Raw genomic sequence first — 14440 nt, forward strand, 5'->3', positions numbered from 1 at the left:
GGCGAACAGCACCGGTGCGCCGAGCCGTCCGGCGGCGGCCGCGGCCGTCAGACCGTCGGGCAGGTTGCCGTCCCCCATCGGACCGCGGACGACGAACACCGTGTCGGAGCGGCGGGCGGCGGCCAGCTGGTCGGCGACCGCCGTGACATCCCCGAGCGCGACCGGCTTGTACCCCTGGGACCGCACGTCTGCCGAGCAGCCGGCCACGGCCGCACCGACCAGCGCGACAGTCGCTCCTGGGCGCGCCACGCGTCGCAGTTCCGTCCCGACGGAACCGGCCGTGCAGCTAGCGTCGCCCAGCAGGAGCGGGGCGTCGATGGCGCCCGCGTACGCCGCTGCGGCGACCGGCAGGGCCGATCCACCGAAGCCGTCGGCCAACACGACGGTCGCGGCAGCGTTGGCACCGGGGCGGGTGGCGTACACCGTGCGGGCTGCCGTCTCGGTGCGGGTCGGGCCGGCCACACGCGGCAAGGTCGAGTACAGGTAGCGGACAGCGTTGTGGTCGGCTGCGGTCATCGACTCGCACGAATCGTGGCGGGCCGACATGATCCGGCACGACGCGTCGATGTGGCCCAGTCCCAGCAGGTGACCGAGCTCGTGGCGGAGCGTCGACGCGGTCTTGCCCGGGCTGTTCAGCAGGCGTGAGCAGACCCCGATGTCGCCGTCGACCGTGTAGCTGCCGGTGGTCCCGTACCGACGCTCGGCGCGGATGCCGTTGAGGTAGCCCCAGGCCAACTCGTCGCCCTGGCAGCGGCCGTCGAGGAAGATCCGGTGCACGCCGTCGTTCTGGGCGCTGCGCGCGCCGGTGCTCACAACACCGGCGACGCGTGCGCCGAAGCGCGAGCCGGGGATGCCGTTCCAGCCTTCGATGCCCTGACGGATCCGGTCGAGGCCGAGGCGATCGGCGACCTCGCTCTCGACCACCATGCTCAGCGGCAGCTGTTCGGCCGGGATCACCGCTGTGGTGACGACCCCGTCGGACCAGGGGACGTCGGTGGTGACGAACTCGGCGTTGTGCGTGCGCGCGGGCGGTGTCCAGCGGTCGAGCGTCGGTGCCGCCAGCGCGGGCACAGCGGCGACGGCGATGGTGCTGGACGTCGCGGCCGCGACGATGACGCTGCGGCCGAGACGACGGATCAGCTTCGTGCGAGGGGTGCTGTCGGTGCGGACGGTTGTGGGGACGGTTGTGGTTTGCATCGATCTCTCCGGTCGTGGGCTGACGACCGGAGACGTCGTCGTGGGCGGCGCGCCCTGGCAGACGCACGTTGCTCAACTGGGGACTAGGCAAGTTGGACTAGCCCGAGGTAGACCGGGGGCGCGCGCTGCTCCCGGGCGGGGGAGGAGCACACGCGTTCGCGCGTGATCGGCCCGGCGGATGCCGTGAACGGTACGATCCGGACCGATGGGCATGATCCGGGTGATGATCGTCGAGGACCACGTGATGGTCGCCCAGGGCATGACCGAGGTCCTGGGGGCCGAGGACGACATCGAGGTCGTCGGACACGTTCGGACGGTGGCGGAGGCGCGCGTCGCGGCGATCCGTCACCGACCCGACGTCGTGCTGATGGACTACCGCCTACCCGACGGGGACGGCGCCGACGCCGCCGCCCACATCAGACGGGACCTGCCGGGTACGTCGGTCGTCATGGTCACCGCCTCGGCCCACGACAGCGTCCTGGCCGCTGCGGTCGAGGCCGGCTGCTCCGGCTACGTCACCAAGGACATGGCGGCCGAGGACGTCGTGACGGCCGTCCGGGCCGCCCACGCCGGACAGGCCACGATCCCCCCGTCACTGCTGGCCAGGCTGCTTCCGCGGCTGCAGACCACCCGCCGCGGTCCGGCGGCCCTGAGCCCACGAGAACTGGAGGTCCTGCGGCTGGTGGCGTCGGGGTGGTCGACACGGGACATCGCCGAACAGCTCTTCGTCAGCGTGAGCACGGTCCGCAACCACATCCAGAGCACCCTCAGGAAGCTCGAGGCCCACTCGAAGCTGGAGGCGGTGGCCACCGCCGTCCGAGAGGGCATCATTCACCCCCCCGGCACCTAAGGCATGCTCGGGCCAGCGGCGAGAAGCTCATCGAGCACGGCCGGGGAGGCCAGCAGGTTGCCCTGGCCGTAGCCCACCCCCAGGTCGTGCAAGGTCCGCAGCTGGGCATCCAGCTCGATCCCCTCCGCAACGATCGATGCGTCCGTCTCCGCCGCGAACGAGACGATCGCGCGCGCCAAGGCCCGGCGGGCCCGGTCGGTGTGAACCTCCCGCGTCAGCGCGACGTCGAGCTTGATCATGTCGGGTGCCAGCTGGACCAGGTGGCGGAGGCTCGCGAACCCCGCTCCCGCGTCGTCGAGCGCGACCCGGACGCCCACGGATCGCAACGGCTCGAGCTCACGGTTGAGACGGTCCTGGTCGAACACACGGGTCCGCTCGGTGATCTCCACGACCGTGCGCTGCGGCGTGGCGCCAAGGACAGCTGCGTGGAAGTCTTCGTTGGCGGCGGTACTCGGTGAGGCGTTCACGGCGAGGAACGTCCCGCCCGGCAGCCTCGGTTGGGCAGCGAGAGCCACTCGGGCGGCGAGGAGCTCCAAGTCCAGTTGGAGCCCGACGGAGCGTGCCTCGGCGAACCAGGCGGCTGGTCCGCGTCGCGGTTCCTGAGGGAAGCGGGCGAACGCCTCGTATCCGGCCACGGTCCGCGCTCCGAAGTCGAAGATCGGTTGGAAAGCCAACTCCACCCTCCGGCTGATCAGGATCTCCCGGATCCGCTGCTCCCTCTCCCGCCGTTGCCGGCTGGCACGGTGGTTCTGTTCCAGGTGGGCGGTGAACTCGCCCATGAACTGCGCAGCGACCTGGTGCGGAAGGATGATCAGCCCCTCGGCCGCGCGGCGCAGACCGGCGAGGATCTCATCGTTGGATGCCCCCTTGACCAGGTACCCCACCACCCCGGCACGGAGCATCTCCACGATCGAGAGGCGGTCCTGGTGCGCCGAGAACGCAACCATCCGCGTGCCAGGCGAGACCGCCCGGATCCCGCCGGCCGCTGCCACGCCTGAGCCAGGCATCTTGACGTCGAGGACGGCCACGTCGGGCTGCTCGTCGCGCGCAGCGGCAACCGCAGCGTCCGCGTCCCCGACGGCGGCCACCACCTCGAAGCCGCCGTCGTCGAAGAGCAGCTCAAGCAGCGCCGCTCGGACCGAGACCTGGTCATCCGCGACGAGGATCCTGGTCCGTGACGCCGTCACACAGCCGTCCCCGGGATCCAGACATCGACGGTGGTCCCCGCCCCCGGGCGGCTCTCGATGCGGCAGGTCCCGCCCGCGAGTTCCGTCCGGTGGCGGATCGACGACAGACCGAGGTGCCCGGGACGCGACCCTTCCTGCGCTGCGACATCGAAACCCACGCCGTCGTCTCCGATCCGGATGGCGTAGCCATGGTCGCGTTCGGTCAGCGAGACGTGGACGCGCGACGCGCCAGCGTGCTTGGCGACGTTGAACAGGGCCTCCTGAGCGACCCGGTAAAGGGTGAGTCGGACCTCGCTCCTCGGTTCGCTCCGGAGGAGGTTCACGAGTTCGTAGCGGTAGCCGACGTCATCGGCCACGTGGGCCAGGTAGCTGTCCAGCGCGGTGGCGATCCCATGCTCGTCGAGCTCCGGCGGTCGCAGCTGGAACAGCAGGTGGCGGAGCCGTCCGATCGCTTCGCGGACCGTGCCTTCGACAGCCTTCAACCGTTCGCGACCTTCAGGACCGTTCAGGTGCCGTTCGAGGGCTCCGAGACGCATAGCAGCGGCTGTCATCGCCTGGATGGAATCATCGTGGATGTCGCATGCGATCCGCTCGCGCTCCTCATCCTGGACACGCAACGTCGAGGTCAGCAGCGTCTCCTGGTGGAGGTTGGCGAGCTCGAGCTCGCGCACCCGCTCGAGCAGCTTCTCGCTCAGCAACCTCACCTGCTGCCGGTCGATCGATGGGTCGGACGGGCAGGCCGTGGGACGCGGCTCGGCCAACGCTGCTTCGACGCTGGCGAGGACCGTGCGTTCCTCGGCTGGCTTGCCGATGAAGCTCGTGACGCCGTAGCCCGCCACGAGGTCGCGTGTCTCTGCCGTGACGTCGTCAGCGGCATAGACCACGATGGGGATCCCTGCGGTGACCCGGTCTGCTCGTAACTCTCGGATCAGCTCGTAGCCGTGGATCTTGGGCAGGATCACATCGGTCACGATCAGATGCGGGCGCTCCACGCGAGCGAGACCGAGTCCTTCCGCCCCGTTGGAGGCCTCCAAGACCAGGTGGTCGCCGTGACGGCCCAGCAGCGTGGCCAGGGACGCGCGGTCCCTGGCGCTGTCGTCGACGATCAAGACGGTGTTCATGATGGTGTCTGTCCCGTGTGAACGTCCCGCCACGGGGTCCTCCCCTGGCCACTAGGGCCCATCGGCAGCTCCCGTCGTCGCCTTTACCGATAATGTCGGAAATAAGTCTACCTGGGACATCGGGGACCGCGGTCGCGGGGTCAGCACGGCTCCGGACGGATGACCGGAGGACACGGCCGGTCCCCCATGACGTTGTCGCGTTACGGTGGAGGCGAACGATCGAACCTTCAGCGGAGCTTGCGAGGACCGGAGGAGCCAGTGGCGGGACTGAGGCGGATGGTCCACAACGTCCGCGAGGTGGAGCTCGGGGACGCGACCAGTTACAGCGACGGCCGCTTGACCGTGTCTCGGGACGACGCGGAAGAGATCATGGCCAACCCGGCCCTGAGTCAGGTGCGCGTGTCGGTGGCGTCGCCGGGCGAGAGCGTCCGGATCGTCAAGCCCCTCGACGTCGTCGAACCGCGGAGCAAGGGACCCGGTGGTGGCGGGATCTACCCGGGGTGGCTCGCGGACGTCGACCAGCCCCGCGGCGAGGAGACCCACGTCCTTCGTGGCGCCGCCGTCCTCGCCGCCGGCTTCCTCCCGCGGCTCGAGGAGGGCCTGATCGACATGTCGGGGCCGGCGTCCGACCTGTCCCCGTTCGGCTCGACGCACAACATCGTCGTGGAGTTCGATAAGGCCGACGACGCCAGCTGGGAGGCGGTCGATGACGCGATCCGCCGGGGGTTGCTCCGCCTGGCGGCTCATCTGGGTGACGCGGCGCTGGAAGCGGAACCCGACACGGTCGAAGAGCCGCCCGCTCCGGGACCGGTCGGTGACCTGCCGCGGGTCGGGGCGATCATCAACCTGCAGACCCAGGGCTCCTTCAAGGACGTGTTCGTCTACGGCAAGACGCTCGCGAACTGCCTGCCCACGCTGGTCGATCCCGACGAGCTCGACGACGGCATCGTGGTCAGCGGCCAGTACGGCCATCCGGCGCTGCGCAACCCGAGCTACATGCACGCCAACAACCCGGTGGTGGCGGCACTGCGCCGCCGCCACGGCGACGACCTGGCGTTCGCGGGGCTGGTGCTGTCACCCGAGCCCGTCCAGCAGGGCGCCAAGGAGCACATCTCGGCCCGCGCGGCTGACCTGTGCCGGGTCGCCGGGTTCGAGGCCGTGGTGATCACCAAGGAGGGCGGCGGGAACGCCGATAACGATCTTTCGCTGAAGATCGACGCGCTGGCCGACTACGGCATCCCCACCGCGGGCCTGTTCGCGGAGATGTCGGGCCCCGGGGGCACGGGCACGCCGGTGGTTTCCCCGCCGCGGAGCGACGCCACGATGGTGTCGCTGGGCAACTACGACGAGCAGATGTCGCTGCCGGCGGTGGAGCGCGCGCTCGGTGGTGACCGGCTCCACGACGCCGACGCAGACGCCACCGCCGAGGTGGAGGTCCCCGTCGCCGTGATCCTGTGCGCCCTGAACCCGTTGGGGTGGGGGCGCCTGACCTGCCGGGAGGCTGCGTGATGGCTGACGAACCGACCCGCATCGTCCACTACATCAACCAGTTCTACGCGGGCGTGGGCCGCGAAGAGGTCGCCGACACGCCCCCGGAGGTGCGTGACGGGCCGGTTGGCCCGGGCAACCTCCTCGCCAAGCTGCTCGGCGATGACTTCGAGATCGTCGCGACGGTCGTCTGCGGCGACGACTACGCGACCCAGGAAGAGACCGCGATCGACGAGATCCTGGAACTGGCCCAGGGAACCGACGGCGACCTGCTCGTGGCCGGTCCGGCGTTCGGGAGCGGACGCTACGGCTTCGCCTGCGCCCGCCTGGCCGCCGCCGCGACGGAGGCAGGCCTGCCCGCGATCACCGCCATGCACGAGGACAACCCGGGTGTGGACGAAGCCGCACCGGCACCGGTGATCGCCAGCGGCAGCACGTCGCGCGACATGCGCGACTCACTCGAGCAACTCGCTCCGGCCGTGAAGAAGCTCGCCGCGGACGAGACGATCACGTCCGACGACGGCCGGGTCGGTCGGGTCGCGCGGCAGAACACGGTCGTCGAGGAGCGGGGCGCGGAACGTGCGATGGACCTCCTGCTGCGCCGGCTGTCCGGCGAGGAGGACGCCACCGAGATCCCGGCGCCCCGGTTCGACATGGTGACCCCTGCCGGGCCCGTCGAGGATCTGTCCGAGGTGACCCTGGCGCTGGTCACCGAAGGAGGGGTCGTCCCCGCAGGCAACCCCGACGGCCTGCCGTCGTCGCGGGCGAACAAGTGGCTGCGCTACCCCCTCGACGGGACGGATTCCCTGGAGTCGGGTGAGTACGAGTCGGTCGACGGTGGCTTCTCGACGGTCGCAGCCGACGAGGACCCCAACCGGATCCTGCCGGTGGACATGGCCCGCGAGCTCGAGCGCGACGGGGTGATCGGGAAGCTGCACGACCAGTACCTGGTGACGATCGGGAACGGCACGCCGGTCGCGACCGCCCGTAGCTTCGGGGTGGAGTGGGCCTCCGAGCTGCACCAGGCCAACGTGCAAGCGGCGATCCTGACCGCAACCTGAGGGACCGGCACGCGTTGCGGGACAACGCTCGCGAAGGAACTGGAGCGGTCGGGTATCCCGACTGCGGTCATCACCAACCTGGTCTCGATCGCTGAGAAGGTCGGTGCTCCGAGGATCGTGCCGGGGCGTGCGATCCCTCACCCGGTCGGTGACCCAGAACTGGGGCCCGACGAGGAACGGGCGTTCCGGCGGCGGGTGCTCGAGCGGGCACTCGAAGCCGTCTCGACGCCAGTGAAACGCCCGACCGTGTTCTCCATGGACGGCGAGGAAGGCAACGACGATGAGTGATGCAGCCGTCATCTCTGCGGCCGCCACCGTGCTGGCGCACACCCCCGGGCTGGTCCGCCACGGGTCCAAACCGCGGCGGGAGCTGCCCAAGGACGAGGAGCTGCGCGAGAAGTTCTTCGCCAGCCTGCGTACCTTCGAGGAGGCCGTCGCGTATCGGCCCCACCACGCCTACCTGGGGTCTCTGCACCCTCGGGAGCTGCCCGAGCGTCCGTGGGTGAGCAACCCCGACGAGGACGCGGGACGGTTCGCTCCCCGCGGTGAGCTGATGCCCGAGGACGAGTTCATCGGGCTGATGGCTGCCGTCGACGAGTTCGACCTGCTCACGCTCGACCCGGACTTCGCCGAGCAGACCGCCGCGAAGCTGGGCGAGCATCCGCTGGCCAAGAGCATCGATCTGGACAGGATCACGGACGCCGCCGGCGATCTGGACGCCGCCGTCGACAAGGACGGCGCTGTCGCCTTGCACGTTGAAGGTGACCGGGTCGTCGCCGCGATCCGCCGCGCGCACGACGTTGACGACTCCCTGGCAGCGCCCGTCCTCCTGGAGAACCTCACGGTCAAGGCGACCGGGACGCTGGCGTTGCTGCACCTGCTCGACGACCACGACATCGACCCGGCCTCGATCGAGTACACGCTGACCTGCTCGGAGGAGGCGGTGGGCGACCGCTACCAGCGCGGCGGCGGGAACATGGCCAAGGCGATCGCCGGTGTCGCGGGGCTGACCGATGCGTCGGGGTTCGACGTGAAGAACTTCTGCGCCGCACCGATGCCGGCGCTGGTCGTGGCTGCCAGCCTGGTCGTGGCGGGGGTGTTCCGCCGGGTGGCGATCATCGCGGGCGGGTCGCAGGCCAAGCTCGGGATGAAGTTCCAGGGCGGCTTGAAGAACGACCTGCCGGTCCTCGAGGACGTCATCGGCGGCACCGCCGTCCTGGTCGAGGCCGACGACGACGCGTCCCCGCGGATCCGCCTCGACGCCGTCGGTCGCCACCGCGTCAGCTCGGGCGGTTCCAACCCCCAGATTCTGCAGGACCTCGCGATCGGTCCCCTCGAGGCGGCCGGCTTGAACATGCTCGACGTCGACGACTACGGCACCGAGCTGCACAACCCCGAGATCATGGAGCCACAAGGGTCTGGAGACGTCGCCACCCGCAACTACCGCACGCTGGGGGCGCTGGCGTCCCGCCGCGGCGAGATCGACCGCGACCAGATCGACGAGTTCGTCGCTCAGCGCGGCATGCCCGGCTTCGCCCCGAGCCAGGGCCACCTCGCCTCGGCCCTGTGCTACGTGCCACACGCGTTACCCCGGCTGACCGACGGTGACGCCGAGCGGGTGCTGCTGATGGCCAAGGGCAGCCTGTTCCTCGGCCGGATGAGCCAGAGCTCGGACGGCATGAGCGTGCTTCTGGAACGCAACCCAGGAAGGAGCTAGACGTGGCTGAGGCAGTGATCGAGGCCAACAGCGACAACTTCGACGAGATCGTGTCCGATGGACTGGTCCTGGTGGACGTGTGGGGTCCGGACTGTCAGCCGTGTCTGCAGCTCGAGCCCCACGTGGAGGAGATCGCCGAGGAGCGCGACGACCTGAAGGTCGCGAAGGTCAAGGCGGACGACAACCGGCGGTGGTGCATGGATCACCAGGTGATGGGCCTGCCGACCTTCCTCCTGTTCCAAGACGGCGAGGAGATCTCACGGATCTCCGACCCGGACCTGGGGCCGCCGCGCTTCAAGGAGTGGCTGAACGAGGAGCTAGAGCAAGTGACCTGAGAGCAAGCAAGTGACCTGAGAGCAACTGTCCTAAGCCGAACACGGTAGAGGACCAACGGACGTCAAGGAGGGAACATGTTCGACGGGAAACAAGTGATCGTGATCGGTGAACGCGACGGCGTCGCCGGCCCCGCCATCGAAGCGTGTGTGAAGGAGGCCGGAGGCGACGTGGTGTTCACGGCCACCGAGTGCTTCGTCTGAACGGCGGCGGGGGCCATGGACCTGGACAGCCAGGAAGCGATCAAGAACCTGGCGGACGAGCACGGCACCGACAACCTGCTCGTCATCCTCGGGGCGCCTGACCCCGAGAGCGCCGAGATCGCTGCCGAGACCGTCGTTCTCGGCGATCCCAGCTACGCAGGTCCTCTGGCCGAGGCCCAGTTGGGTCTCACCGTGTACCACGTCCTGGAGGACGAGGTGAAGAACGCCATCCCCGACGAGGCGTGGGAGGAGCACATCGGCCTGATGGCCGAGGCGCTCGACCCCGAGGCGCTCAGCGAGGCGGTGGCGGCGATGCGTGAGGAGGCCGGCTGACCGGCTGACCGGTTCAGACGGCGAGCGGGGCGGGATCTGATCCCGCCCCGCTGCTCGTCGCGATCGGATCCAGCCCGCGGTCGTGCGTCGCGGTGGCGGTTCAGCTGGCGTGGCGGCGGCGTCGCACGGCCACTCCGCCACCGCCCACGGTCACTGTGACCAACCCAACCAGCAGCAACTGCCAGACCGCCGGTCCGCGGGGCGCGGGGGTGACGGCAACAGCCTCATCGACCGCCAGGACCGTCGTCTCGGTGCGGTCGTGGCCGCGACCGTCGGTTCCGGTTGCCACCACGTCCACGTTGCCTACCGCGTCCTCAGGGACGGTCAGGGTCGCCTCGTAGGTGCCGTCGGGTTCCACGGTCGTGGTGCCGAGGACCGCCTGGTCGGACGCGGTGTCCGACGACGCGGTCGTCGCCGGCACGGACCCACCATCCCCCGGAGCCGTCGCCCCGATGGTGCCTGTGCCGGACGTGGTCCCTGCCGCTTGCGTCCGCGCCGGAGGCGGACGCTTGATGAACGTGACGGTCGTGCCCGGCCCCCAGTTCGACCCCGTGATCGTGATCGTGGCACCCGGTGTGGTGACGATGATCTTCACCGGCCGGGACGGCCCCGGGGGGTACACCGCCTGCGCCGCCGCGAGACCAGGCAGGACCAGGGACACGGCTGCTGCCAGCGCTGCGACGATCGACGTCCGCTTCATCTTCGCCCCGTTCGTCGTCCGCGTCTTCACGCTGCCCTCGCCGCGTCCAGGACCGCTTCGCACACGGCTTTGACGCCGCCGAGCGCGACCACCCTGCTCGGCGACAGCCGGCTGATCTCCGCCCGCACGTCACCCGGGAACGGCTGGTCCGGCGGCGTGATGCAGTTGGGCACCAGCAGGATCGGACCGTCGATCAGGATGCCGCCCACCACCGCGTCGGCGAACAGGTCGGCTCGGGTGATGTAGGCGGTGGGGGCGGTGCCGGGGAACTGGTACCGGCTGATCTGGATCGCCGTCTGAGCCCGGCCGACGCCGCCCAGGCGGAGCGTCGGCCGCTCACCGGCGGCGTCGCGCAGCACCTGTTCGCACACCGCTTGCGTGCCGCCGAGCGCGACGACCTGCTGCGGTTGGGCGCGGTTGATCTCGTTGCGGACCGCGGTGGGGACCGGTTCGCACGAGCCGACCAGCAGGATCGGCCCCCGGGTGAGGATGCCGCCCACCACCGCGTCGACGAACAGGTCGGCGCGGGCCAGGTAGACGTCGGTGACGTCGGCGGGGTTGGGGAACTGGAACCTGGAGATCTCGACGGCGGTCTCGACCCGGCCGGTGCCGGCGATCCTGGCGGTGGGCCGCCCCCCGGCCGCCTGCTGCAGCGTCGCGTCGCAGATCGCCTCCGGGCCGCCCAGCGCGTACACGGTGGTGGGGTTCACCCGGTTGATCTCGTCGCGGGTGACCTGCAGGACGTCGCCGCAGCTGGGCACCAGCAGGATCGGGCCGCGGGTGAGCACGCCTCCGGCCACGGCGTCGGCGAACAGGTCCTGGCGGGCGAGGTAGACGTGGCTGGCGTCCGCCGGGTCGGGGAAACGCGCCTGCGAGATCCTGACCGAGGTCTCCATGCGTTCCAGACCGCCGAGACGGCCCTCCGCGCGGGCCTGCGTGGCGACGGGCGCGCTGAACGCCCCGGCGTCGGGCGCGACGTCGGTGTGCACGATGTCGTCGTCGATGTCCTCGTCGTAGAAGACCGCGACGCTGGCCCGGACCGATCCAGCGTCGCCGATGCAGGCGCGGCGGACGTCGCTCACCGCGTAGCGGTCGGTGAACGCCGCCGTCACAGCGCAGGTCTCGACCGGCTGGTCACCGCGGACGTCGTACACGATCGCCGTCAGCTTCGCGTCGGTGTCGAGGCTGTAGTCGACGAAGAAGTCGCCGTCACCGTCGTTGTTGGTGTCGAGGAACCAGCCGACGAACGTCGCCTTCCGCCAGTTGGGGTCGGCAAGCGGGTTGGTCGGCTGCCTGGTGGTGACCGTGAGGCTCAGCGACGGGCCGAAGTTGACGCAGGAGCGGGTGATGTCGGCTTGCGGCTTGTCCTCTGGCGTCGCGGTCGGGTCGGTGGGTGACCCCCCGGTCGTCATCCGCCTCGTGTCACCGGCGGCGTCAGCGAAGCATTCGGAGGTCCCCGGCTGGTCCAGCGGGGGCTGGAGTTGCTGGGCCTGCATCGCCGCGATCCCGCTGGCGGTCGCGGTCGACGCTGCTCGGGTGAGCGCGACACGGTCAGCGACCGGGTCAGCGTCGGCCGCCCCGGCGGGCGCGGCGGCGAGCCCGGAGACCGCCAGGGCCAGCGCCGCGACCAGTGCAGCGACCCGTCCCGAGCCGTGCCGAGCTGCCACCATGCCCCACCCCTCGTTCGACGCGCCCGTACGCGTGAGGCGCGGACCATAGACAGGCCGCCGACCCGAGTAAAGCCCACATCTCGGACGGTTCGCGTTCGCCGTCCGTGATCACCGCGCCACCGACCGGCGCGCGGCGCGGCGCGAGCAGGTCGCCCCACCCGGGGACCGGAGGCTACGATCGGCCGCCGTCGGAAGCGCGCGGGGGATCGATGCCTGTCCAAGAGCTGGAACCTGACACCCTGGATCTGCGCGACTACCTCGCTGTCGTGCGCCGCCAGAAGGTGCTGATCGCCGCCACCGTGGGGATCGTGGTGATCGCCGCCATGGCCGTGACGTTGCTGCAGACCCCGGTGTACGAGTCCACCGTGGAGCTCGTGGTCGAGCCGCTGGGCGCGGCCGAGCAGTCCGCCCTGGAGCAGGCCTTGTTCGGCAAGACGGAGCTGGAGACCCAGCGCAAGCTCGTCAGCAGCACCCCGGTGGCCGGGCGCGTCGTCGAAGAGCTCGGCCTGGATACGACGCCCGAGGAGCTGCTGGAGCACCTGCGGGTCAACCTGCTCACCGAGACGCAGATCCTGGAGATCACCGCCAGCCACACCGATCCGGAGGCGGCCGCCGAGATCGCGCAGGCGTTCGCCGACGCCTACCTCGAGGATCGCCGTGAGAACGGCCTCCAGCGCGTCCTGGCCGCGACCGCGGCCCTGGAGGAACGCGCCGAGGGTCTGCGCGAGCGCATCGACGAGCTCGGCGACCGGATCGCCGCGGCAGAGGCGAGCTCGGCCCGCGAGGCCCGTGGCGACGCGACACCGGGGCCGACCGCGTCTCCGACCGACGCCAGCGATGTCGAGGTGCTCCGCCGGGAGCGCGACAGCCTGCTCACGCAGCTGGGACAGGTGACCGCTCAAGCCACGACGTTCGAAGCCACCGACGAGTTCGTCCGCGGCGGAGGTCGCGTCATCGTCCCGGCCGCCGTCCCGCAGTCGCCGAGCTCTCCGAAGCCGGTCCGCACCGGGATCCTGGCGGTCGTGCTGGGGTTGATGCTCGGGACGGGGGCGGCGTTCCTCCGCGATCACCTCGATGACGCGATCCGCTCGGAGGAGGATGCCGTCCGCGCCTCCGGTCGGCCGGTGCTGGGCCGTGTCCCGCACGTCCCGGAGGCCGAGCAGCGTGGTCGGTTGATCTCGCTCCTCGATCCGTGGTCGGCAGCAGCCGAGGCGTACCGCACGTTGCGCACCAACGTCCGGTTCGTTCTGGGCGGGGCGCCGGCAGGCCCCGACCGAGCGGCGGTCGGGCGGTCGCTCGCGGTGACCAGCCCAGCCGCTCAGGAAGGCAAAACGACGACCGCGGCCAACCTCGCGGTCGCGGCTGCCCGGGCTGGCGCGCGTGTCCTGCTCGTCGACGCCGACCTGCGCCGTCCCAACGTGCACAGGATGCTCGGCGTCGACGGTGTCCCGGGACTGTCCGACCTGCTGGTCGGCGAGGTGGAGCTGCGCGACGTGATCGTCGACGTCGGGGTGCCCAACCTGAGGCTGATCCCGGCGGGGAACATCCCACCCAACCCCGCCGAGCTGCTGGCGTCCCCGGCGATGGTCGCCCTGCGCCACCAGCTGACGGAGCTGGCCGAGCTGGTGATCTACGACACGCCGCCGGTGCTGGCCATCGCCGACGCACTGGAACTGACCCCCGGGGTGACCCAGACGCTGCTCGTGGTCAACGCTCGCCGCTCGCACCAACGCGCCGTCCGCGCCGCCGTGGAGCGCCTCGAGAGCATCGGCACGCCCGTCGCCGGCACCGTCCTGAACGACATCGACACCGCCCAGCCCGGGTACTACTACGGCTACGGCTACGGGGACTACCGGCCGGCCCACGACGACCTCACCACCGCCCGTCCGCCGGCGCCGCCACGGCCGGGCGGTCGCTCCGAAGAACCGGCCAGTCGCTCGTCCGCGCAGCATCCTCGGCCAGCACCGCCAACGGGAGGCGATCGGCCGTTCCCCGCGCGCCCCGACCGCGACGAGACGTCACCCGCGCGGCCGGAGCCGGCGGTGACGCCGCCAGCGCCGGACGGGGAACGAGACCAGGCGGAGCCCCGGCCGGCTGCGGTGCCCGATGCCCAGCCCGATGCGCAGCATGCGGTCACGGCCGTGGTGGGGCGTCGCGGCGACGAGGCCCAGACCTCGGCGGCGGCTCGACGTCTCGATTGGGCAAGCCGGTCGTCCGAAGCGCCGGAGCCAGGTCAGTCCGCCGGTGTGGCGGGCGCTGCGGATGCCCACCACGGCGTCGACCGGCCGGCCGGGCCTGGTGGGGCTGGCGTCAAGCCGCCCGCGGGGAACGGTCAGCCGCCAGGTCCCGCCTGGCACGCCAACGATGCCAACGGCCCGGTTGGGTCACCTGCACGGCACGGCCGCGAGCCTCGGCGGCGAGAGTCCACGAGCGACCGTGCCACCGACACCTCGACGCTGTTCGACCGTCCGGGCGGAGGCGAAAGCCACCTCGGACACCCGCCGGGGGCCAACACCGACTAACGGCCGGGCGTTGCGGTGAACGATGCGCTGGACTCGTGTGACTGCTGATGTGTAGAGT

General features: G+C 70.8%; 12 protein-coding genes. 7 read left to right on the forward strand and 5 right to left on the reverse strand.

Going from position 1 to position 14440, the window contains the following annotated elements; translation table 11 throughout:
* The coding region (locus M3N57_03520) for a hypothetical protein (GenBank protein ID MDP9021766.1) at positions 1-1197 on the reverse strand (1197 nt) is incomplete at its 3' end.
* A gap of 205 nt (positions 1198-1402) precedes the next feature.
* Here M3N57_03520 and M3N57_03525 point away from each other — a divergent pair.
* On the forward strand, positions 1403-2047 hold the full coding sequence (locus M3N57_03525; protein ID MDP9021767.1) for a response regulator transcription factor: 645 nt from the start codon (positions 1403-1405) through the stop codon (positions 2045-2047).
* Here the strand turns inward: M3N57_03525 and M3N57_03530 are convergent.
* Together M3N57_03530 and M3N57_03535 are read right to left on the reverse strand one after the other, a co-directional pair.
* Positions 2044-3234, reverse strand: coding sequence for an EAL domain-containing protein (locus M3N57_03530; protein ID MDP9021768.1), 1191 nt, complete (start codon positions 3232-3234; stop codon positions 2044-2046). The two genes, M3N57_03525 and M3N57_03530, sit on opposite strands and share 4 nt — an antisense overlap.
* A complete protein-coding gene (locus M3N57_03535) occupies positions 3231-4355 on the reverse strand; it encodes a response regulator (GenBank protein MDP9021769.1) in 1125 nt (374 codons plus the stop codon). Before M3N57_03535 ends, M3N57_03530 begins: the two co-directional genes overlap by 4 nt.
* Positions 4356-4613: 258 nt before the next feature.
* On the opposite strand from M3N57_03535, the gene M3N57_03540 reads away from it, so the two are divergent.
* From M3N57_03540 to grdA, 5 genes are all read left to right on the forward strand, one after another.
* Positions 4614-5864 (forward strand): glycine/sarcosine/betaine reductase component B subunit, encoded by a 1251-nt coding sequence (locus M3N57_03540; protein MDP9021770.1) that lies wholly within the window; start codon positions 4614-4616, stop codon positions 5862-5864.
* Positions 5864-7192, forward strand: a complete 1329-nt coding sequence (locus M3N57_03545) for a glycine/betaine/sarcosine/D-proline family reductase selenoprotein B (GenBank protein ID MDP9021771.1) — start codon at positions 5864-5866, stop codon at positions 7190-7192. Before M3N57_03540 ends, M3N57_03545 begins: the two co-directional genes overlap by 1 nt.
* On the forward strand, positions 7185-8621 hold the full coding sequence (gene grdC, locus M3N57_03550) for a glycine/sarcosine/betaine reductase complex component C subunit beta (protein ID MDP9021772.1): 1437 nt from the start codon (positions 7185-7187) through the stop codon (positions 8619-8621). The genes M3N57_03545 and grdC overlap by 8 nt, the downstream gene beginning before the upstream one ends.
* Before the next feature lie 2 nt (positions 8622-8623).
* Positions 8624-8956 (forward strand): thioredoxin family protein, encoded by a 333-nt coding sequence (locus tag M3N57_03555; GenBank protein ID MDP9021773.1) that lies wholly within the window; start codon positions 8624-8626, stop codon positions 8954-8956.
* 75 nt (positions 8957-9031) lie between these two features.
* The gene (grdA, locus tag M3N57_03560) at positions 9032-9490 is read left to right on the forward strand and encodes a glycine/sarcosine/betaine reductase complex selenoprotein A (GenBank protein MDP9021774.1); all 459 of its coding nucleotides are present in this window, start codon (positions 9032-9034) and stop codon (positions 9488-9490) included.
* Positions 9491-9590: 100 nt separating this feature from the next.
* Here the strand turns inward: grdA and M3N57_03565 are convergent, their stop codons facing one another.
* Together M3N57_03565 and M3N57_03570 are read right to left on the reverse strand one after the other, a co-directional pair.
* On the reverse strand, positions 9591-10220 hold the full coding sequence (locus M3N57_03565; protein MDP9021775.1) for a hypothetical protein: 630 nt from the start codon (positions 10218-10220) through the stop codon (positions 9591-9593).
* Complete coding sequence (locus M3N57_03570; protein MDP9021776.1) at positions 10217-11860, reverse strand: cell wall-binding repeat-containing protein; 1644 nt, start codon at positions 11858-11860, stop codon at positions 10217-10219. The genes M3N57_03565 and M3N57_03570 overlap by 4 nt, the downstream gene beginning before the upstream one ends.
* Positions 11861-12069: 209 nt before the next feature.
* Between M3N57_03570 and M3N57_03575 the strand changes: the two genes are divergently transcribed.
* On the forward strand, positions 12070-14382 hold the full coding sequence (locus M3N57_03575) for a polysaccharide biosynthesis tyrosine autokinase (protein MDP9021777.1): 2313 nt from the start codon (positions 12070-12072) through the stop codon (positions 14380-14382).
* Positions 14383-14440: the final 58 nt, after the last annotated feature.

The organism is Actinomycetota bacterium, assembly GCA_030776725.1.
Classification (GTDB): domain Bacteria; phylum Actinomycetota; class Nitriliruptoria; order Nitriliruptorales; family JAHWKO01; genus JAHWKW01.

Coding starts and splice junctions, on each gene's coding strand:
- M3N57_03575 (MDP9021777.1), top strand. CDS start 12,070: ATGCCTGTCCAAGAGCTGGAACCTGACACCCTGGATCTGCGCGACTAC.
- M3N57_03535 (MDP9021769.1), bottom strand. CDS start 4,355: ATGAACACCGTCTTGATCGTCGACGACAGCGCCAGGGACCGCGCGTCC.
- M3N57_03525 (MDP9021767.1), top strand. CDS start 1,403: ATGGGCATGATCCGGGTGATGATCGTCGAGGACCACGTGATGGTCGCC.
- M3N57_03570 (MDP9021776.1), bottom strand. CDS start 11,860: ATGGTGGCAGCTCGGCACGGCTCGGGACGGGTCGCTGCACTGGTCGCG.
- grdC (MDP9021772.1), top strand. CDS start 7,185: ATGAGTGATGCAGCCGTCATCTCTGCGGCCGCCACCGTGCTGGCGCAC.